The sequence below is a fragment of the Pseudomonas sp. 8209 genome (assembly GCF_028682105.1).
Classification (GTDB): Bacteria; Pseudomonadota; Gammaproteobacteria; order Pseudomonadales; family Pseudomonadaceae; genus Aquipseudomonas; species Aquipseudomonas palmensis.
The window spans coordinates 504,865-524,583 of record NZ_JANIAH010000004.1 but is presented as its reverse complement, the minus strand read 5'-3'; the positions used below and the strand labels follow the sequence as shown (position 1 = coordinate 524,583).

Sequence of the window (19,719 nt, the reverse complement as noted above, 5' to 3'; positions counted from 1 at the left end):
GTTTCGCCAAACCCGAAACCGTTGATACACCGTTGACCACGGGCCAAAGCGCTCCGGCATATCTCGCCACGCAGCACCTGAGCAGAGCACCCAGAGCACGCCATCTAGCATCAGGCGGTCGCTCAGACGGGGCCGCCCCCGGCCATGGGTTTCGGTGAAGAGATCACCAATCACAGCCCAAGCCTCATCCGAGAGTTCGCAACGCTTTGCCATCACAGGATTCCTTTCCGTAGATGGTTGGAAACCTTACAAAAAATCAGCTTCTGAGGGACGCCGATTGGGTTTCTCTGGATTTCACTATCCCATAAAAAAGGGCCCCGCAGGGCCCTGATTTGTACTCAAACAGTGTTACTTAGCCAACCAGGATTCGACCTCTTCGGCACCGTGTTCAGCCTTCCACTCTTTGAGCTGCTTGTGATTGCCGCCTTTAGTTTCGATGACTTCACCAGTGTGCGGGTTTTTGTACTGCTTGACCTGGCGCGGCTTGCGATTGCCTTTTTCAGCAACTGCGATAGGAGCTGCCCGGCGAGAAGCGGCTTGAGGATCGAGGATGGCAACAACGTTACGCAAGCTATAATTGTACTCGCCCAATAAGTTGCGAAGCTTTTTCTCAAATTCGATCTCGCGTTTGAGACCATCATCGTTTTTCAAGCTTTCCAGCTCAGCCAACTGTGCAGCGAGCTGTTGTTCAAGGGCGCGGAATTCAGCGAGCCTAGACATATCGGTTCCTTTTAGATTATTGGTTAGGCTCGTTTTGAGCCTCAGGCAGAGCCTGGTGAGACTGCACGAATAGTACGATGGCCGAAGCTGCCGTGTGAAGGGTGTAGGCCACCATGTGGCAGTCAATTTCTTTGGCAACAACCCCTTGGCCAGACCGGCCAAGGCATTGCGAATGCTCGGCATGCCTCCAACCAATAGGTTTGTCCAACCAGACGGAAAAGTCGTTAACTGACAAAAAGCGTCGCGAATGACAAGATTGGTCTGACGCTGTCCGTGAAGTTCGGCATTTAACCGGGCGCTCCAATAGTAACGTATAAAACACGCTCTGGTGATCAGTCCCCCCCCTCAGTGCTTAGCACCGTGCAGCCCTGTGCCAGTTCGCCCCCCTCTAAAAATCGAGGCTGTCAATCACGATTGCAAGCACACCTACTAGATGGTAGGCTTCGATCCATTCGAGTTCGACCCTCAATTCCCTACCACCTTTGCGACAATTCACACACGCAAAACTCTCAGCAAGCCTACTCCAAGACCAATGCTTCCTACGGAGCTAAACATGACCAAACAGAAAATTACGTTTCCAAATTCCCAGGGCATGAACCTTTCAGGTCTGCTTGAGGCGCCTCAGTCAGCTAAAGCTTACGCATTGTTCGCGCACTGTTTCACGTGTGGAAAAGATATAAAAGCAGCCGCCCGAATTGCCAAAGCGTTGGTAGACAATAATATCGCTGTGCTTCGATTTGACTTCACAGGTCTTGGTGGCAGTGATGGAGATTTCTCCAACAGTAATTTCTCTTCTAATGTTGCCGACTTAGTAGCTGCAACAGAATATTTGCGTAATTTCCACCAGGCACCATCCCTTTTGATTGGACACAGTTTAGGCGGCGCCGCAGTTATAGCAGCGGCCAAGCACATTCCAGAGGCAAAGGGGGTAGTTACAATCGGCGCTCCCGCCGATGCGTCCCATGTCATGAAACAGTTCAAAGGTCAGGTGGAAACCATCAGAGACATTGGTGAGTACAGCGTAACGCTTGCAGATAGACAATTCACAATAAAAAAGCAGTTTCTTGACGACATTGAGAGCCACCAGCAGGATAACAGTGCTGCGAACTTGAAACGTGCGCTTCTTGTCTTTCACTCCCCCACGGACAACATCGTATCGATAGAACAAGCGCAGAAGATTTACCAAGCAGCTAAACACCCTAAAAGCTTCATTTCACTGGATTCCGCCGACCATCTATTAACTAACAGTCGAGATGCGGAGTATGTTGCCTCATGCATTGCCGCCTGGAGCTCTAGATATCTATAACAGTGTTACTGCCTCGATCTAAAGGAATTGTCTTATGCGATACTGCTCAATTTTGGCCCTAAAGAAGGCTAGGGAACAAGGGAAAGAAACTCCCCTCTGCTGCGATAGTGAATCGGCACAGCGACAAGGGAAAGAGAGTGCCAGTAGCAGTTCCTGGTCTATGATATTTCTCATCATATTAGTGGCGTTTTTTGCGTTAGCTCTAATGCAATCGTCCTAATCCCAGCGTTAGCGTAGGTGCGAGAATTCTGCATAGGGCTGGCACCCTACTCTTCAGCGGTCGCAAGGCTGTGTTGTTGCCGCCACCAATGACGAGCTCAATCGTGAAGCCATCCTAGACACCTAACGAATGGCCGTAGCTCCCCTTCAGACCAATTCCGCCAGTCGAGTCGATCACGTACAGCATCGGCTCACTCATATCCACTGCGGGAAACGGCTAAGCGGCAGGGGTGAGGAAAGCACAGGTAGCTCAGCATCCACAGCGCTCCGTGACCGCCGGAAGCTTCTGAAAGCCAGATATCAAGCCAAGTCCAGCCGACCAGACACAGAGGCTCGGCGCAAGTGATTGCGCCTGTTGGCTGGGAAATCCTAATAAATGAAACAGGATTGCTATTCCTACCTACTAGGTGGTAGGCTTGTTTTGCTTTCACGTAACCATACTAAATGTTTCAGTTCTACGCCTTGCCGTAGCTGAGAGGATCACATGCAAGATTGGAACAGGCCCGACAAGACATCAACGCCCGCGTTATGCAGCTTGGCTCGCTTTCGCCAGAAACCATTAAAGGCGTAATGGCACTAGGTGGGGCTGGCGCAAAAACCAATCACCTAGACGCGAAAACCCGCGAGCTGATTTCTCTTGCGGTAGCGGTGACCACTCGCTGCGACGGCTGCATTGCATTCCATGTAGCCGAAGCTAAGAAGCTTGGTGTTACGGTTGAGGAGGTCTCAGAAGCTCTGGGAGTCGCAATCAACATGAACGCAGGCGCAGCTCTGGTTTATAGCACCCATGTGCTAGACGCCTTCGACAAAGAATGACCTAAAGGGGCTGTTTTCCTAATGAGCAGCCATCCTTTTCCCGTCCGCGCCCAGACTAATAACTGGGCTGCTGAATCTTTCAGGTGATACAAAATGAGCGCAGAATCCAAATTGATCACGATTGACGTTTGGTCGGACTTCGTCTGCCCTTGGTGCTGGATTGCAAAGCGTCGGTTCGAGATTGCCCTCGCCGATTTCGAGCACAAGGACTTGGTTCAAGTTAACTACAAGGCATTTCGACTCGCTGCTGGCCAAAAAGCTGCACCGATAAAACAGGTTCTTGCGCAGAAGTTTGGCAACGAGCAGTCTGCCAAGGGGATGATCCAGGCTGTTGTTGCGAACGCCACAGAAACAGGCCTCGTTTACAACTTTGACACTATGCTTTTTGGAGACACCACAAAAGCACATGCTCTCGTCAAAGCAGTCGACGATAACGACATCAAAAAGGCTCTCAGCGAACGCCTTTATAAGGCCTGCACCACAGATGGACGCTCGATCTTCGAAGTGAACTCATTAGCGGAAATTGCGGGAGAAGTCGGCCTTTCAGAAAGTTTCGTCCAGCATGCCTGGAATGATGAGACGCTGCCTTACCTAGTCGCCAAGGATGAGAAAGAGGCTCGTGAGGTCGCAAACGGCGTTCCTCTGTTTGTCTTCAACAACGGCTTCTACATTTCGGGAGCCCAAACCGTTGACGCATTCAAACTGGCGCTACAACGAATGCATTCGGATGCCACCGAAGATGAATCTTTTCAAGGGCAGACCTGCGGCCTAAACGGATGTGACAGCTGATGAACGTGCTCGCACATTAACGATAAATATTAATTTCTGTAGGCCGTCAGCATGAACAACATTGTGAATGGTATCGACGTTACTAATCTAGAGAACTTCGCTCGCGAAGTAGCGGCGGATGACACAAAAGCTGAAGTCCGCTTCAATGTCCAGACTAAGTGGATGGGCCAAACCAAAAGCGTTACGAATGTTACTCAATGCAGGCTTGCCGGTCGGCAAATAGCGCGAGACTTCCAGATCGTCTCGGACGAGCCTGTTGAGCTGCTGGGTGAGAATACAGCTCCCGGCCCAATGGAGCTGCTGCTTGCCGCCCTGAATGCTTGTATGTCGGTGGGTTACGCAACAGGCGCTGCGGCGAGGGGCATCAAAATCAAGAGTCTTGAAATTGAAACGGACACTAATCTAGATCTACGTGGATTCTTGGGTCTTGATGAAAGCCTCAACCCTGGCATAAATGAAATTAACTACAAAGTAAAAATTTGCGCAGACGCGCCTCAGCATCAAATCGAGGAGCTTCATGCACACGTCATTAAAACCTCGCCAAACTTCCATAATATGGCGAGAGAAATCAAAGTATCACCTAAACTAGAGATCATATAATATCTGGCAGCATCATCGCTGAAGGGACGCCAAAGTACTACCTGGCGGCCCTACGCAGCACTTTAAGAACAAGCTTGGATATGTTTCTATGAGTGACGTTCATGACTTAGATGCAGACGGGCTGTATAGAGAACTTAGCGTACCCCATAGACTTTTTGTGGTCTACTTCTCTGCTCCTTGGTGCGGCCCGTGCACCGGAATGAAGCCAGTCTTCCAAAAGCTCGCTGACGCCTACTCTCAGCTCGCGTCATTCAGACACGTTGATGTCGCCCTATCCCCCACGGTTGCGAAAGCATCAAATATTCACGGCGTTCCTTCAATCGCAGTATTTAGAGAGGGGATTCTCTCTAAGTTGATCATGGGTGCGAATTCATACAGGGAGTTGCAGAAAGCTCTGGAAATTGAACTCAAATACATGGACTGAAGCGACCTTTAAGGTTGACACTCTATAACAGATTCTCGGTTGGAAATCTGACCCTACCCAGTGGAGGACTTCTCTTGAATACACGTCTATCTGCCGCTCTCACCACAAAAAAAACACAACGCGTTGTCATTCTCACCGCTATCGCTTTGACCGCCTTTGCTGCGAACTCAGTGCTGTGCCGCGTCGCACTGCGCCACAGCGCTATCGATCCGATCAGCTTCAGTGTCATACGTTTGGTGAGTGGTGCACTGATCCTATGGGTGATTCTTAAGTTTCAGCGGCCAGTAAAAAAGGCGACAGGCTCCTGGGGGGGAGCTGTATCACTCTATGTTTATGCCTTTGCGTTTTCCTACGCGTACCTGAAACTAGACACCGGTACCGGCGCACTTGTTCTGTTCGGCGCAGTGCAGCTAACCATGCTCGGGTACGGAGTTCTGCAGGGAGAGCGTATGGGCGTCTTGGCACTGCTAGGCCTAGTGTTGGCGGTTACTGGCCTTGTCGTGCTGCTTCTTCCTGGATCCAGCGCTCCGCCGCTGACAAGCGTAGTAATAATGCTAACATCAGGGGTGGCATGGGGGGTCTACTCAATCCTCGGTAAAAGCTTAACTGATCCGTTGGCGGCTACAGCTGGCAACTTCATGATGTCTGTGCCGCTAATCATGCTTACCTCCCTGCCCTTCATATCCTCTTTCCATGCAGACGTTGTCGGTATTACCTCTGCCGTCGTATCAGGCACAATCGCATCAGGCGCGGGATACGCTATCTGGTACGCGGCGGTTCGAAATCTCTCATCTTTTCGCGCAGCTACGGTACAGCTGACCGTGCCAGTGATTGCCTCTATCGCCGGAGTTCTACTGCTAGGGGAAACCTTTACTACTCGACTTGGCCTAAGCTCCCTCACAGTACTAGGTGGCATTGCCCTGGTACTGTCAGCTAAGCAAACAGCTTCATTAAAGCCGAGAGACTGAAAAGCATCGACACGTGCAGCACAGTCGATCTTAGGCTGCACGCACTGCATCAATCGCTGAGGCAAGTTCCACATCGCGCGTAACCTTGGCACTCACAAAGGAAGAGTCGGGCACCTTTTGATCTCTTTGAGAGAAAAGCCCGTATACATCTCCTTAATATTTCCCAAGCGGCGGATCTTATACATAGCCAGCTGATGGAAATCGTCCATGTCTTTAACCACCACCTGAAGTAAATAGTCATACTTCCCAGATATGTTATGACAGGAAATCACACTTGGAAGTGAATTGATTCCCTTCTCAAAGTTGTCCATCGCCTCCTCAGAATGCGTATCCAACGTAATACTGATGAAAGCAAAAACATTCAAACCAATAGCTTTTCGGTTAAGGGAAGCGTGATACCCCTCGATCACCTCTTCTTCAAGCCGCTTCAATCGCTTCCAGCTTGCAGGGGCCGAAAGCGAGACGCGAGCTGCAATCTCAGCGTTGGTGAGACGACCGTTCAACTGAACGATCTCAAGGATCATTCGATCCACCTTATCCAGCTCAATCATGGGCGCATCTCGGGCAATGGCAGAAAAATCTAAATTAATCGGATACGGAATTTTCCTAGACAGCCCTAATAATATTAACTAGATAACCGCCATGCAAGAAATATACGAAAGAAAATTTCTCTAGGAAATAAATATAATTAACTGGTCTAGCCACGCATCGATCAGAGAGAAAAGCCTTGAATAACAATAAGTTAACCACCTCAAGCGCGACGGTGATTGCTCACGCAGGTAGCCATCCCGAAGACCACTACGGTTTCGTCAACCCTCCTATCTACCGAGGTTCGACAGTCGTTTTCCCAAGCGTCGACTGTATGCAGAATGGCGACCAGCGCTATCAGTACGGTCGATGGAACAATCCATCGACCGAGGCCCTGTGCGAAGCTATATCAACGCTGGAAGGCGCCACTGGGGCCGTTCTGTGCCCTTCCGGCCTATCCGCGTGCGTTACCGCGATATTGTCCGTTGTAGGCTCAGGCGACCATATTCTGGTACCGGACAGTGTTTATGCCCCGACACGCCATTTTTTGGATACTGCAGGAAAACGGCTGGGTATTCAGACAACCTACTACGACCCTCAAATTGGAGCGGGCATCTCCGAACTTTTCCAATCTAATACTGAGGCGGTGTTTACTGAGTCCCCAGGCTCTCACACCTTTGAAATTCAAGACATCCCGGCAATCGCCAAGGCCGCACACGCCCATGGCGCACTGGTTCTGCTCGATAACACCTGGGCGACGCCGCTTTACTTCAAAGCGATCGATCATGGCGTTGATCTCTCGATTATGGCTGCCACCAAGTATATCGTTGGTCACTCTGATGCCCTTATCGGCACCATCGCCGCATCATCACGCGCATGGCCGCAACTGAAAGCCTACCATTTCCAATCGGGTACCTATGTAAGCCCAGACGACGCGAATTTGGCTCTGCGAGGACTGCGGACATTAGATGTTCGTCTGGAGCGACATCAACGCAACGCCATGTGCGTGGCCAAATGGTTGGAAGAGCAAGACCAAGTTTCTCGTGTCATTTACCCTGGGCTACCATCCCACAAAAATCACTCCCTATGGCGCCGGGACTTTACCGGCGCAACAGGCCTCCTATCGTTTGTTACCAAGTCCGCCCCCATTGAAGCAGTCAAAGCTCTTCTTGATGATCTAAGTCTTTTCGGACTCGGCTATTCCTGGGGTGGCTTTGAAAGCCTAGCGATGACAGTTGATCCACGAAAAATGCGTACCACAACCACTTGGGAGGAAGAAGGTCACCTGATTAGACTTCATATCGGCTTGGAAAATGCAGAAGACCTGATCGCCGACCTCAAACTAGGCTTTGATAGATTCGATCTGATTTTCCATCAGGCTTAACATTGGTCTAGCGTTAATTAACCGAGAAGATAAATAAAGCCTTGCGCACGCTAAAACAGGGGGAGCCGGTAGGTTACCCCCCTTCTTCACGTACTGCCGCGAATAATAAAACCGGAGGCAATTGTGAGCATTTTTAGAACAAAAAGCTTAGACGAAATAAGCAAATTACAGAACTCGAACGCATCTCTGAAAAAAGTGCTAGGGCCAGTCGATATGATTTTTATCGGTGTGGGCGCCATTGTAGGAACAGGTATTTTTGTGTTAACGGGCACAGGGGCTCTAACAGCCGGCCCCGCATTAACAATTTCGTTCATCATCGCTGCTTTAGCATGTGGGCTCGCAGCACTCTGCTATTCAGAGTTTGCATCAAGCATTCCAGTAGCAGGCTCCGTCTATACCTACAGCTATTTCACCCTTGGGGAGATTGTTGCATGGATGATCGGCTGGGATCTTATGCTCGAATACGGCCTGGCTAGCGCAGCAGTCTCTGTTGGTTGGTCTGGTTACTTTCAATCCCTGCTAAGCGGATTCGGATTATCGTTACCCACTGCGTTGACGGCAGCACCTGGGGCGCTGCCAGGCGTTAGTACGTTCTTCAATCTGCCTGCGTTTGTCATCATGATGGTAATCACTTGGCTGCTTTCTATTGGAATACGTGAATCTATAAAAATCAACAATATCATGGTGGCACTCAAAATTGCAGTAGTACTTTTGTTCATTCTCGTCGGCGCCCGACACGTAAAGCCCGAGAACTGGCAGCCCTTCGCGCCTTTTGGATTCAATGGAATAATGAGCGCAGCAGCATTGGTCTTCTTCGCGTTCATTGGTTTTGACGCAGTATCTTCTGCAGCTGAGGAAGTCAAAAGACCTGAGCGTGATCTGCCAATCGGGATTATTGGTTCACTTGGTATATGCGCGATATTGTACGTTGTGGTATCCATGATCATGACAGGTATCGTTCCATTCGGTGAGTTCCTCGGCGTCGACCATCCAGTCTCGCTCGCCCTCCAGTATGCAGGTGAGAACTGGGTAGCGGGCTTTGTCGACCTGGGTGCTATTTTGGGGATGACCACGGGTGTTCTTGTAATGCTCTATGGGCAATCCAGAATTATCTTCGCTATGTCTCGCGATGGACTGGTACCCTCAAAGTTTTCCGAAGTTCATCCTAAATATGGCACACCATTCTTCACTACTTGGGCGATCGGCATCATTTTTGGTCTTATCGCAGCAGTAGTACCACTGAATGTACTTGCCGAACTTATGAACATCGGCACGCTAGCCGCATTCTGCCTAGTTTCGTTTGCAGTAATCGTGCTTAGGAAGAAGCGTCCCGAACTGCCACGCGCCTTCAAGTGCCCGCTCGTGCCGCTCGTACCAGCACTCGCAATTATTTCCTGCATTACGCTGATGTCGTATCTGAAACTGCACACATGGATTGCATTCGGAGCATGGCTGCTCATTGGTGCCGCAATTTACTTCCTATACGCCAAAAAACACTCAAAACTCAATATGTCTACAGAAGGTGCAGTGAATACAGGCATCCCCTCGGTCTAATCCGCTAGCGCCTCATTGTGGCCAGTCTCGCTCAGAGCAAGACTGGCCTTCATTTAGACAAAGCTAAGGAGAACACATGCCCCATCGGATAATTATTGTCGGCGGCGGTATTGGCGGCACAATGACTGCCAATCACCTTGCCACCAAACTCTACCCTGAAATACGCAGTGGTAAAGTAGAAATCTTGATGTTGTCAAACTCCCCCTGGCACTACTACAAACCAGCCTTCATGTACATCGCCTTTGACAGCTTCTTCAAGAATGAACTCAGGCGGCCTCAGCGCAGCCTACTCCGCCCTGAGATTGACTTTCTTATTGAAGAGGTCGAGGAATTCCAATTCAATATAAACCGCGTGAAATGTAAGAGCGGAAAAGCATACGGATACGACCAACTCATTATCTCCACAGGGTGCATACCAAGCCCTGAACGAATCGACGGCCTAAAAGAAGGCGGTGATCACTTCTATCAGCATGAGCCTGCGCGGCAGCTTGCAGATAAGTTAAAGTCGATCGAAAAAGGTCGCATCCTAGTCACGGTAACATTCCCCAAGACGCCCAATGTACCTCATCAATGTGGTATTGCGCCCATTGAAACTACACTAATGCTTGACGACCTGCTACGTAAACGCGGCGTTAGAAACAAGGTGGAAATTGTCTACACGTACCCCACCGTAGCTCAACTGTTAAGAAACTGTCTTTTTTTGCAAAAGGACACCTGCGAAGTACTACCAAGCATATTTGAGCAAAGGGGCATCAAGCATCAAAGAAGCTTTACTCTCAACAGAGTTGATCCAGAAAGCAATATCGCCTTTTCAGAAGAGGGTGGGGCTGAAGATTTCGATATCCTTATGGCAACCCCACCTATCCGCGCCGTAGAGGCGGTCAGAAACTCCGGACTATCGCAAGCTGCAGACGATGAAGGGTGGCTCCCTACAAATTATCAAACCATGAAAGTCTATGGCTTAGAAAACGTCTATGTTTTGGGCGATACCGTTGATCTCCCCGTGAGCAAGGCCGGAGGCGCATGCCATAGCCAGTCCCCCGTTGTAGTAAATAACATAGCCTCCGAGCTTCGTTTCGGGCGGACTTGCGACAGTTACGAGGGCAAGGTTGCTGCAATTGCTCAGATGGGACTGGAGGCAGGAATGCCGCTCTGGTACGACTATGAAAGTGATGTAAAGCCTACGCCCCCCACTAAGGTTGGCGGACTTATGAGGAAAAGCTTCAATAGAGGCATATATTGGGCGGTCGCGCGCGGCCTGGTGTAACACGATCAATAATTTTACAGGACACCTCAGATGAGCTTACTCTCTGAACAAGGAAGCGCCTCGGAAAATCAACCGGGAGCGCCCTCGATTTTGGAATCGTTGGAACTTAGCGAGGCGGCGCTCGAAGGGCTCAGGCTGCTTGTCGTAAAGCTTGAGCCACTCTTGGCCGGAGATCGACTCTCAAGGCTGGTCGACCTAATGTCAGTTGCGACCGACATCGTCGACATGAGCGATTCTTACATGGTCGAAAAGCTAGCAAATGTCTTCGAAGAAGGCACGTCTGCTGCATGGTTAGCGGGTAACGCAGCTCGCGTCGCAAGCGCGCAAGTGAGCAAGCTTTCGGAACCCCCCTCTTTAATCCGTTTGCTTCGGATGACCTCTGATCCGGATGTCAGACGGGGACTAGCATTTGCGTTGGAATTTTCGGGAGCACTCGGAAAGCAACTCAACCATGGCGTTACCAACCATTTAGATGACTGACACCGTTTTCGCAGACCAAGACGCAAAGCGCCCGATGCATTGCATCGGGCGCGATTGACTACGCAGATAAATACCTCAAGGTGCTAACAGCAACGTGGCTGACCGTTGCCACCGCCATATCGAGCTTCCTGTCTCTCCCGAAAGAATTCCTCATATGACATCAGAGGTTTGTCAGGGTGCTTGTTCTGCATGTGCTCGACGTAGGTGTCGTAGTCAGGCATGCCCACCATCAGACGCGCTGCCTGACCCAGGTATTTACCGAGGCGGCTCAGGTCATTGAACACGCTACCACCCTCCTTTATGCATCAGGCAGTGCTTGGTAAGGCGACTCTTTATCCGTCCGCTCCTTGCTACCCCACGCCGCAATCCCAACCTTAAGCGCGTAGAACAAAATGCTAAACATAACAAGCAAGAACAGGGCTGTGAGCGTAGCGTTCGTATAGGCGTTGAAGATCACATGCTGCATCTGCGAAATGTCCTTCGCCGGCGCCAAAATCTGACCATTGGCCTGCGCATCACTGTACTTACGGGCCAACGCCAGGAAGCCCATAGCAGGGTTAGCATCGAACAGTTTGATGAATCCTGCAGTTGTAGTGCAAATCAGCAGCCAAATCGCTGGTAGCAGGGTCACCCAAACATACCGATGACGCTTCATTTTGATAAGCACGACGGTACTTAGCATCAGAGCGATACCTGCCAACATCTGGTTGGAAATGCCGAACAGCGGCCAAAGCGTATTGATACCACCCAACGGATCGATCACGCCCTGGTAGAGCAGGTAGCCCCACAGTGCCACACAGCCAGCGGTGGCAATAAGGTTCGCCGTCCAGGACTCTGTGCGGCGTAGGGAAGGAACAAACGAACCTAACAAATCCTGCAGCATGAAGCGTCCTGCCCTGGTGCCAGCATCGACTGCGGTCAAGATAAACAGCGCTTCGAAGAGGATTGCAAAGTGGTACCAGAACGCCATGGTATTTTCACCCGGCAAGAGGTGGTGCAGGATTTGGGCAATACCTACAGCTAACGTCGGTGCACCTCCTGCCCGGGCAAGAATTGTGGTTTCACCGATATCTCGGGCAACAGCCTCAAGCTGATCAGGTGAAATTGTGAACCCCCAACTGCTAACCGTCTGCGCTACGGACACTGCATCACCACCAACGATAGCCGCAGGGCTGTTCATGGCGAAGTACACACCAGGCTCAATTACCGACGCAGCCACCATAGCCATGATCGCTACGAAGGACTCCATCAACATGCCACCGTAGCCGATGTAGCGGGCGTGGCCTTCGCTTGCGAGCAATTTAGGTGTTGTGCCAGAGGCTATCAGCGCGTGGAACCCCGACACGGCACCGCATGCAATGGTAATAAAGAGGAACGGGAACAAGCCGCCTTTCCACACCGGCCCCGTGCCATCGGTGAACTGAGTCAACGCCGGCATTTTCAGCTCGGGCATAGTGACGAGAATCCCGACGGCAAGTGCGAGAATCGTGCCAATTTTGAGGAATGTGGACAGGTAGTCACGCGGTGCCAAGATCAGCCAGACGGGCAGCACCGCAGCGACGAAGCCGTAGCCAATCAGCATCCAGGTGATTTGAATACCGGTGAAGGTAAAAGCCTTGGCCCAAACTGGATCAGCAGCAATCTGCCCTCCCAACCAAATTGAGCCCAACAGCAGCAGCACCCCAATTACCGAGATCTCTCCGATGCGCCCGGGACGAACATAGCGCATGTAGACGCCCATAAACATGGCGATCGGAATGGTGGCCATGACGGTGAAGATACCCCAAGGGCTCTCGGCCAGCGCCTTGACCACAATCAGCGCTAATACGGCAAGGATGATGATCATGATCAGGAAGCAGCCGAACAGCGCGATCGTTCCTGGAACTCTGCCCATCTCCTCTCGCACTATGTCTCCCAAAGAGCGACCGTTGCGGCGGGTAGACAGGAATAGCACCATGAAGTCTTGTACCGCGCCGGCAAGCACCACGCCGGCTATCAGCCAAAGCGTTCCAGGCAAATAGCCCATCTGGGCAGCGAGTACCGGCCCAACCAAAGGCCCCGCACCAGCGATGGCAGCGAAGTGATGCCCGAAGAGCACGTGTTTGTTGGTCGGCACATAATCCAGGCCGTCGTTGTTGACTACGGCGGGAGTGGCTCGACGAGGGTCTAGCTGCATCACTTTCTCGGCGATGAACAGACTGTAGTATCGGTATGCAACGAGATAGATGGCGACTGCTGCGACTACGATCCAGAGAGCATTGATAGCTTCGCCACGGCGCAAGGCCACGACGCTCAGCGCGAATGCTCCCAGAACAGCCACGGCAAACCAGGCAATGTGTTTAGCCATATGGGTCATTACGTGTCTCCTGTCGACAGCCTGTAGGTCGTCGACCGTGATTTTTATATTTGTGTCCGCTTCGCGGCAGCGGCCAATATCCGCGTATACCCACCACAAATAAATCCGCAGAACTACGCCCACAAGGCTACGTAGTTCTACTGAGCTGCCGGCTATGCAATCGGGCCTTTCGACCGCTAGCCGCTTTCGGCTACTCGGTGCATCGGGGATTGACATAAGATGCTGGTGCCTCGGTGGTCTCTAACCGCAGAGCCCAAGACCGCTGGTCGAGTACAAGGTCTGGACAGGAGTAGGAATGCAGCTCAAACACAAAATTGTCGCCCTGGGGATCTTGCCACTTGTACTGGCTATTGCCGCTATCTGCGCGCTTGTCATCTCCCTGAACAACCAGCTAGGTGACCAGCAAGCACAACTGATCGAAGACAGTATTTTGGTCAGTAAGCGCGCAGAGCTGGAGAACTACGTAGCGATGGCGAGGAGCTTGATCGCCCCCCTCTATAACGATGGCCATGGTGACGACCAGGCCAAGCAAAAAGTCCTAGACGAGCTGAGGAAGCTAAGCTTTGGTATAAATGGTTATTTTTTCGTCTACGACCGCCAAGGCCGCAGTCTGATGCATGCACGGCAGACGGAGCTTGTCGGCAAAGACCTCATGGATATGAGAGATCCACACGGTCTGCTAGTAATTCAAGCGTTGCTGCAAAGTGCCCGGTCTGGAGAGGGTTTTCAACGCTATGCGTGGAACAAACCTTCATCCGGAAGAGTGACCGAAAAGCTAGCGTACGTCGTAATGTTAGAACAATGGGGGTGGATGATCGGTACGGGCATCTACCTCGAAGACGTTGAGAAAGCCACTCAGCAAGCTCGTGATGAAGTGGCCCAGGGTATCCGCAAGACGATGGTTTCAATTGCCGTCGTCGCACTTGTGGCGGTCTTGTTCGTATTTGCAAGCGGAATGACGCTGAACCTGAGTGAGCATCGGCTAGCCGACACCAAGCTGCAACGCTTGAACCAGCGAATTGTCAGCCTTCAGGAAGAGGAGCGTTCGCGCGTTTCTCGCGAGCTTCACGATGGCATTAGCCAAGTTCTCGTATCCATAAAATACAAACTTGAGCTAGCAGGCTTTCTGCTCGAAAACGAAGAAAGCCGAGGTGCAGTCATCTTAAAAGAGGCTACCGAGCGGCTTGGGGAGGCAATTGGGGAGGTTCGCAGCATCTCACACGACCTTCGCTCTTCGCTATTGGACACCCTGGGGCTTCCTGCCGCGATTGGACAATTATCTGAGGAGTTCGAGCAGCGCAGTGGGCTGCGGGTAACGTTTGAGACTAATGAGTTTGAGTGCCTGCTGGACGACGGGGTGCCCGTCTCGCTTTTTCGAATTGTTCAGGAAGCGTTATCCAACATCGAGCGACACGCTCAAGCTCAGGATGTAGCCATTACTTTGTTTGGAACCGAGCAATCTGTTCGTTTAAGAGTCATCGACGATGGAATTGGCTTTAACGTCGATGAAGTTGAGCGTCGCCATGCCGGGATCGGGCTCAGAAACATACGCGAACGCGTCGAACACTTGGGTGGTCGATTTCATCTGGCATCTTCACCTGGCCGGAGTGAGGTCGACATTGAGATCCCAATGAGCATCCCCTGTAGAAAAGTTTGAATCACTTATTTCGATAACGATGGACACCCCCAATGAGCCTATCAACAAAAATTCGTTTAGCCTTAGTCGATGACCACTCGCTCGTTCGCGATGGAATCAAGGCACTGCTTTCAGTAGTACACAACGTGACTGTTGTTGGTGAGGCCGAAAACGGCGCACGCGCCATGGAAATGGTTGAACAGTGCAAGCCAGACCTACTTCTAGTAGACATCAATCTACCAGACATAAACGGTCTTGTACTCACACGAAAAATACGCGAAAAGCATCCTTCATTGCGGGTTCTGGTGCTCAGCATGCACGACAGTAAAGAATACGTCAGCGAATCACTGCGTGCAGGCGCGAGCGGCTACGTGTTAAAAAACTCCCCTTCGAGAGAAATAGTTGCGGCGATTGAAGCGATCGCAACTGGAGGTACTTTTTACAGTGCCGAAATAGCACAAAAACTTCTCCTTGAAGACGGCGAGTCCAGCGAACTAACACCCAGGGAGAGCCAAGTTCTTTATAAAATGGCTCAAGGACTGAACAACAAAGAAATGGCCCGTGAACTTAATATAAGCGTCAGAACAGTAGAGACGCACCGCCTGAGCATTCGACGAAAATTAAAAATCGACAAACCTGCAGCGCTAGTAAAATATGCAATCGATCATGGGATAATTTCCAGCCAACCACATTGAAAATGTGACGATAACCTAAACAACTATCTGGCTCGCCAAATTGTAATGAAATCGTACCATTTCTCGTGCGTCATTATACACCAGCCAGCCAGCCAGCCGCGCACCAGCAGGACTGGCACAGCCACACTCCAGCTCACAAGGATGCAGCAGTGCCCCATTCCGTGTACCTCTGAATCCAAATTCCTTAGTACTGCCCCCCGACATAAGTGATGTCAGATGGCACCACCCATTGCAAGCCTACCTACTGGATGGTATCCTGCCTTCACAAGTCGGAGGAATTTACACGTGGACACAAACGATAAACCACCCACCCGAGCTACCTTTCGGTTCGGCATCAATCGATCGTCGGCTAATAAGCGAATGCGTTACATTGAAGGAACGCAAATCGATCCAAACGAATGCATTTTTTGCGTGCCCGACCTCAATGATGACGTCGTCGAATTAGGCAAGCGGGTGCCAGACGCAGAATCACCCCAGAAAACTCAGTGATCAAGCAAGGCGGCAAACGGCATGACCCCCGTACTCCCGCTCTTGGTAAGCTTTTTCCCGCCCTGCCCTCCAAAAAATAGATAGCCTGGCTGGGAAGCCTCATTGATCACGTATGGATTTTGATCTGCGCATTCGCAACCAATCCCAACAAAATTCGTTGATCCCGAACCAGTTTGCGTCTTAGCGTTTCTGGCTCATTTCGAAATGGCCTCAGATCAGCCGCCGCCTGGTGGATCGGTAGTCCTAAGCAGGCTCCTAGGCTCGCCAATCCCGCATGGAGCCTATTCGAGATGGGCGCTAAGGGTTAGGAAGCCCAGTGCGCGCATGGCGAGCGCTGTCTTATGAGGGGTGACTAATTTATGATGTCTGGATGACAAATTTGGATGCCGCATCATGAGTACACGTTCAGACCTTTTGACCAGCGCTGAAATTCTGTTGCGCACGAAGGGCTACGCAGCCTTCAGCTATGCCGACTTGGCAGAGGAAATTGGCATCAAGAAGGCGAGTATTCATCATCATTTCCCGACCAAGGAAGGCATGGCAATTGCCATCGTCGAAAGCTATCTGTTTCGTTTCAAGAAGCAGTTGAATGCCATCAATGATGAAAATATTGGCGTTGTTGACCGGTTGAACGCCTTTGCTCTTATGTTCGCGCACAGTAGTGAAAATGGAATGCTTCCACTCTGCGGGGCGTTGGCTGCAGAGCTGCTGGCCTTACCTGAAAGCCTCAAGGCGATAACAAAGGATTTTTTCGAAATCCATCTCACTTGGCTTCAAGATAACATCAAGCATGGCCAGGTTCTGGGTGAGCTTAAGGCCGACCTAGACGTTACGAAGGTTTCAAGATTTATATTGAATGCCCTGGAGGGTGCCAGCTTTGTGTCTTGGGCCATGAACGATGATTACCAGAAGTCTTCTGGGTTTGATTTGATTCTGGCTGGGCTTTTGAATTCTGAAACTAAACATTGATAGTAACCGTCCGGCCAACACATCTTCCCGCCCCACCCGCTGCAAGCCATGGTGTCCACCTAATCGAGTGGACACCATCGCCCTCAATACTGGGGTTTTGAAGGTGCGTTCTTCGACCTCTTACGTGACTCGAACAGGGTCATCTTTCCCTAGCATACGCCTGTATCCGTCCAGCAATTCGCTGAGGGCGTTCGCGACGCCCTCGCCATAGCAACCCGAGGCGCGCCCCAGACGTCACTGACGATTATGCTTTCCATTCCACTCGCTCTAACGCTCAAAGACCGAAAAGGCATCGCCAGGGCAATAGGCCATCAATGCACAGGAACAACTCGAAGCTCAATCTAAAGCAGACGGGGGTTATCCATTGCTGGCCCACAATCAAGAAATCCCGCTACGGTACTCGCCTCAACGGGCAGCCGGAGCCAAGCTCCACCTCGCAAAAACTACCTCATGGCGGGGTGTCACAGGTAGGAGATGAACCGTCGGGCTCCGCAACAGAAATAGAAACGCCCCGCCTGGGCGGGGCGTGGTTACCAGCACCGAACTCAGCGCTCTTTGTTCGCCTGCGAAAGCACGGAGCCGGCCAGGCTCAACACCGTCTGGCTGTGGCCCAACTCACCCAGAATTTTGCTGGCTAGCTCCTCCATCCGAGCACTGGTTTGCTTGGTAGATGAGGCCTGAGAAAGCGCCGAGCCAGCTAGCTCCTTGGCCAAAGCGGAGGATTTAGAGTCAAGCAGTACAGCCGAGGCCAGGCTGGCGATCGAACTGCTGGTTTGTTTCGCATTAAAGCTCATAGTCTTACCTTTTGATCAGAGATTAAGTGCCCCGACCGAGCGCTAGCGCATCGAACCACGCGTCACCTTTCATTTGACGCGGCAGTGCGCAATTCGATGTAATGCGTTCACTCAAGTCAGGTTGTCCAACCGTATGGCTTTGAGAGCGAGTGGATCACGGAACGTTTGGCGACCTAACGTGACCGCTCGCTGAACTCGCCTCCCGTCTAGGGACACGGCACTGCAAACACCATATCTAGGGTGTCTTTGTCGCAGCAACCACAAGATGAGCGATTTCCGCTTAGTTATCAAGCGTTGAAGACACATATGCCCTGTGGATAATGTGTGCATATCCTGTTGGGCGTACAGCCCAAGCTGCATACCGCTTGGCTTGCAGCGCGCCCCAAAAATTTCGAACTTTTTTTTGACGCTGGCCATTACGTGATTCGTCGTGAGGATCTGAAGCGCTCACGCATGCTGAATTGGCCTGCACCTGGTGGCGGAGACGCTCGGGAGATAGGGCGAAAATGATGCAGGCCAGCCTCGTCCCGCTTGGCCTTCAAGCTAAGGCTGCGCAGGCGGCGGCACTGTCGACGGGCCAACTCATTTTGATGAGCGTGCGCGGATATTGGATTTCAAGGCAAATGTAGGCGGGTTGGCCTTGTGATCTGGTCGGGAGCATCTGGGTATGCAGAGGGATGAACGCTGGCTGCAACGCGGTGGATTTCTGCGTGTGCAGGCGTATCCATTTATGCACGAGGTTGGCGTTGAGGCTGGGGCCCAATCCGATGTTGGCGATGGAGGCGCCGGGCTCTGAACACTCTTGAATGACCTGGGCTTTGAAGGATTTGCTGTAGGTACGGCGCTGAAGGCGCATGAAGAGTCCGCCTGATGGGTCAGAAATGGCGTCCACTTAAATTAGGTGGATACCATGGCCTCCGGCGTTTGCATCGGGAAGGTGTGTTCGCCGGTCCCTTACCATTAATTAGGCGTTTTGGGGCTCAGAAAAGCTTGTTCTTCATGCGCTGATTATTGAGAAACCAGGGCAACGCCCTGGTTACATTCTTCACGGACGCACGTCCCCCAACTAATGCAGGCGCACCAGCCACAGATTTGAGAGCGCAAACAACTTGATCAGTCTCGCCGTGCTCTGCAAACACGCCACAAGCGTTTCCTGGCTGAGATGAAACAGGTCGTGCCGTGGCATGCACTGGTTGCATTGCGAACCGCATAATCCAAAAGCTGACAGCGGTAGGAAGCCCTATCCACTGGAAACCATGCTGCGCATCCACCTCTGCAATACTGGTCTCACTAGCGATCCAGCCATGGAAGAAGCGCTGTAAGAGATCACCTCGATGCGCCAGTCTGCACAGCTGACACTCAGCGCCCCGACCCCTGAGGGCACCACGATGGTGAGTTACCGGCATCTGCTGGAAGAGCATCTGCTTGCGAGGGGCATTCTGGAGATCATCGACGACTTCTTCTCGACAAAGGCCTCTCATTGCGCAAGTGGTCGATGGTCGATGCCATCATCGCCACCCTCCCTGTTCGACCAAAAACATGCATGAAAAACGTGCCCCTAAGGTGCATCAGCCGAAGACAACTGCTGCCAGCCTAAAACCCCTCTTGTCTGGTTTATGTTTTCATTAATTATATTAAAAACAACGTCTTGGAGTATTTCACTCTGAGCCGCTACCACCTCTTCGCAGTGGAGCTCCGCACTGTCCGCTGCCAGTTCTTAACGGA

20 protein-coding genes and 1 pseudogene are annotated in these 19,719 nt (G+C 51.5%); 14 read left to right on the top strand and 7 right to left on the bottom strand.

The annotated features are described in order from the left end of the window. Positions 1 to 213 (bottom strand): transposase (locus tag NP552_RS11620; protein WP_274096740.1); only part of this gene is annotated, 213 nt, incomplete at its 3' end. A 135-nt stretch (positions 214 to 348) separates the two neighbouring features. Next, entirely contained in the window at positions 349 to 720 is a 372-nt protein-coding gene (locus NP552_RS11615; protein WP_100633735.1) for a histone-like nucleoid-structuring protein, MvaT/MvaU family, read from the bottom strand. 553 nt (positions 721 to 1,273) lie between these two features. Here NP552_RS11615 and NP552_RS11610 point away from each other — a divergent pair. The 6 genes from NP552_RS11610 to NP552_RS11585 all read left to right on the top strand — a co-directional run bounded on the left by NP552_RS11610 (position 1,274) and on the right by NP552_RS11585 (position 5,842). Further along, entirely contained in the window at positions 1,274 to 2,026 is a 753-nt protein-coding gene (locus NP552_RS11610; protein ID WP_100633734.1) for an alpha/beta hydrolase family protein, read from the top strand. Between the two features lie 747 nt (positions 2,027 to 2,773). Next, positions 2,774 to 3,061, top strand: coding sequence for a carboxymuconolactone decarboxylase family protein (locus NP552_RS11605; RefSeq protein ID WP_100634010.1), 288 nt, complete (start codon positions 2,774 to 2,776; stop codon positions 3,059 to 3,061). Between the two features lie 93 nt (positions 3,062 to 3,154). Next, entirely contained in the window at positions 3,155 to 3,850 is a 696-nt protein-coding gene (locus NP552_RS11600; protein ID WP_100633732.1) for a DsbA family oxidoreductase, read from the top strand. Between the two features lie 51 nt (positions 3,851 to 3,901). After that, entirely contained in the window at positions 3,902 to 4,450 is a 549-nt protein-coding gene (locus NP552_RS11595; protein ID WP_274096739.1) for an OsmC family protein, read from the top strand. Positions 4,451 to 4,538: 88 nt separating this feature from the next. Then, the gene (locus NP552_RS11590; protein ID WP_100633728.1) at positions 4,539 to 4,874 is read left to right on the top strand and encodes a thioredoxin family protein; all 336 of its coding nucleotides are present in this window, start codon (positions 4,539 to 4,541) and stop codon (positions 4,872 to 4,874) included. A 74-nt stretch (positions 4,875 to 4,948) separates the two neighbouring features. After that, positions 4,949 to 5,842: a DMT family transporter gene (locus NP552_RS11585; RefSeq protein ID WP_100633726.1), complete on the top strand. Its 894-nt coding sequence runs from the start codon at positions 4,949 to 4,951 to the stop codon at positions 5,840 to 5,842. Positions 5,843 to 5,934: 92 nt separating this feature from the next. On the opposite strand, the gene NP552_RS11580 is transcribed toward NP552_RS11585, so the two are convergent. Further along, a complete protein-coding gene (locus NP552_RS11580) occupies positions 5,935 to 6,393 on the bottom strand; it encodes an Lrp/AsnC family transcriptional regulator (RefSeq protein WP_100633724.1) in 459 nt (152 codons plus the stop codon). A 176-nt stretch (positions 6,394 to 6,569) separates the two neighbouring features. Here NP552_RS11580 and metC point away from each other — a divergent pair, with 176 nt between their 5' ends. The 4 genes from metC to NP552_RS11560 all read left to right on the top strand — a co-directional run bounded on the left by metC (position 6,570) and on the right by NP552_RS11560 (position 11,055). Continuing rightward, a complete protein-coding gene (gene metC, locus NP552_RS11575) occupies positions 6,570 to 7,754 on the top strand; it encodes a cystathionine beta-lyase (protein WP_274096738.1) in 1,185 nt (394 codons plus the stop codon). A 123-nt stretch (positions 7,755 to 7,877) separates the two neighbouring features. Next, entirely contained in the window at positions 7,878 to 9,308 is a 1,431-nt protein-coding gene (locus NP552_RS11570; RefSeq protein ID WP_100633720.1) for an amino acid permease, read from the top strand. Between the two features lie 76 nt (positions 9,309 to 9,384). Beyond that, positions 9,385 to 10,575 carry an NAD(P)/FAD-dependent oxidoreductase gene (locus NP552_RS11565; protein WP_100633719.1) on the top strand — a complete coding sequence of 397 codons (1,191 nt, stop codon included), beginning with the start codon at positions 9,385 to 9,387 and terminating at the stop codon, positions 10,573 to 10,575. A 30-nt stretch (positions 10,576 to 10,605) separates the two neighbouring features. Further along, entirely contained in the window at positions 10,606 to 11,055 is a 450-nt protein-coding gene (locus NP552_RS11560) for a DUF1641 domain-containing protein (RefSeq protein ID WP_100633717.1), read from the top strand. 83 nt (positions 11,056 to 11,138) lie between these two features. Here the strand turns inward: NP552_RS11560 and NP552_RS11555 are convergent, their stop codons facing one another. Further along, on the bottom strand, positions 11,139 to 11,339 hold the full coding sequence (locus tag NP552_RS11555; RefSeq protein WP_014860748.1) for a YbdD/YjiX family protein: 201 nt from the start codon (positions 11,337 to 11,339) through the stop codon (positions 11,139 to 11,141). 14 nt (positions 11,340 to 11,353) lie between these two features. Then, the gene (locus NP552_RS11550) at positions 11,354 to 13,411 is read right to left on the bottom strand and encodes a carbon starvation CstA family protein (protein ID WP_100633715.1); all 2,058 of its coding nucleotides are present in this window, start codon (positions 13,409 to 13,411) and stop codon (positions 11,354 to 11,356) included. Positions 13,412 to 13,706: 295 nt separating this feature from the next. On the opposite strand from NP552_RS11550, the gene NP552_RS11545 reads away from it, so the two are divergent. The 3 genes from NP552_RS11545 to NP552_RS11535 all read left to right on the top strand — a co-directional run bounded on the left by NP552_RS11545 (position 13,707) and on the right by NP552_RS11535 (position 17,200). Beyond that, a complete protein-coding gene (locus NP552_RS11545; RefSeq protein WP_100633713.1) occupies positions 13,707 to 15,068 on the top strand; it encodes a cache domain-containing protein in 1,362 nt (453 codons plus the stop codon). A 32-nt stretch (positions 15,069 to 15,100) separates the two neighbouring features. Continuing rightward, positions 15,101 to 15,742, top strand: a complete 642-nt coding sequence (locus NP552_RS11540; RefSeq protein ID WP_100633711.1) for a response regulator — start codon at positions 15,101 to 15,103, stop codon at positions 15,740 to 15,742. Positions 15,743 to 16,624: 882 nt separating this feature from the next. After that, on the top strand, positions 16,625 to 17,200 hold the full coding sequence (locus NP552_RS11535; RefSeq protein WP_100633709.1) for a TetR/AcrR family transcriptional regulator: 576 nt from the start codon (positions 16,625 to 16,627) through the stop codon (positions 17,198 to 17,200). 545 nt (positions 17,201 to 17,745) lie between these two features. Here NP552_RS11535 and NP552_RS11530 read toward each other — a convergent pair. Then, entirely contained in the window at positions 17,746 to 17,994 is a 249-nt protein-coding gene (locus NP552_RS11530; protein ID WP_100633707.1) for a hypothetical protein, read from the bottom strand. 538 nt (positions 17,995 to 18,532) lie between these two features. Further along, positions 18,533 to 18,850, bottom strand: a complete 318-nt coding sequence (locus tag NP552_RS11525; RefSeq protein ID WP_100633705.1) for a transposase — start codon at positions 18,848 to 18,850, stop codon at positions 18,533 to 18,535. 273 nt (positions 18,851 to 19,123) lie between these two features. On the opposite strand from NP552_RS11525, the pseudogene NP552_RS11520 reads away from it, so the two are divergent. Then, positions 19,124 to 19,572 (top strand): annotated as a pseudogene (locus NP552_RS11520) (transposase); the annotation flags it as partial. Positions 19,573 to 19,719 lie beyond the last annotated feature (147 nt).

Bases quoted from the DNA above. Each gene is read 5' to 3' on its own strand.
- NP552_RS11530 (WP_100633707.1), bottom strand. From the start codon at position 17,994: ATGAGCTTTAATGCGAAACAAACCAGCAGTTCGATCGCCAGCCTGGCC.
- NP552_RS11590 (WP_100633728.1), top strand. From the start codon at position 4,539: ATGAGTGACGTTCATGACTTAGATGCAGACGGGCTGTATAGAGAACTT.
- NP552_RS11525 (WP_100633705.1), bottom strand. From the start codon at position 18,850: ATGCGCCTTCAGCGCCGTACCTACAGCAAATCCTTCAAAGCCCAGGTC.
- NP552_RS11610 (WP_100633734.1), top strand. From the start codon at position 1,274: ATGACCAAACAGAAAATTACGTTTCCAAATTCCCAGGGCATGAACCTT.
- NP552_RS11600 (WP_100633732.1), top strand. From the start codon at position 3,155: ATGAGCGCAGAATCCAAATTGATCACGATTGACGTTTGGTCGGACTTC.
- NP552_RS11540 (WP_100633711.1), top strand. From the start codon at position 15,101: ATGAGCCTATCAACAAAAATTCGTTTAGCCTTAGTCGATGACCACTCG.
- NP552_RS11545 (WP_100633713.1), top strand. From the start codon at position 13,707: ATGCAGCTCAAACACAAAATTGTCGCCCTGGGGATCTTGCCACTTGTA.
- NP552_RS11595 (WP_274096739.1), top strand. From the start codon at position 3,902: ATGAACAACATTGTGAATGGTATCGACGTTACTAATCTAGAGAACTTC.
- NP552_RS11605 (WP_100634010.1), top strand. From the start codon at position 2,774: ATGCAGCTTGGCTCGCTTTCGCCAGAAACCATTAAAGGCGTAATGGCA.
- NP552_RS11535 (WP_100633709.1), top strand. From the start codon at position 16,625: ATGAGTACACGTTCAGACCTTTTGACCAGCGCTGAAATTCTGTTGCGC.
- NP552_RS11565 (WP_100633719.1), top strand. From the start codon at position 9,385: ATGCCCCATCGGATAATTATTGTCGGCGGCGGTATTGGCGGCACAATG.
- NP552_RS11615 (WP_100633735.1), bottom strand. From the start codon at position 720: ATGTCTAGGCTCGCTGAATTCCGCGCCCTTGAACAACAGCTCGCTGCA.
- NP552_RS11550 (WP_100633715.1), bottom strand. From the start codon at position 13,411: ATGACCCATATGGCTAAACACATTGCCTGGTTTGCCGTGGCTGTTCTG.
- NP552_RS11560 (WP_100633717.1), top strand. From the start codon at position 10,606: ATGAGCTTACTCTCTGAACAAGGAAGCGCCTCGGAAAATCAACCGGGA.
- NP552_RS11580 (WP_100633724.1), bottom strand. From the start codon at position 6,393: ATGATTGAGCTGGATAAGGTGGATCGAATGATCCTTGAGATCGTTCAG.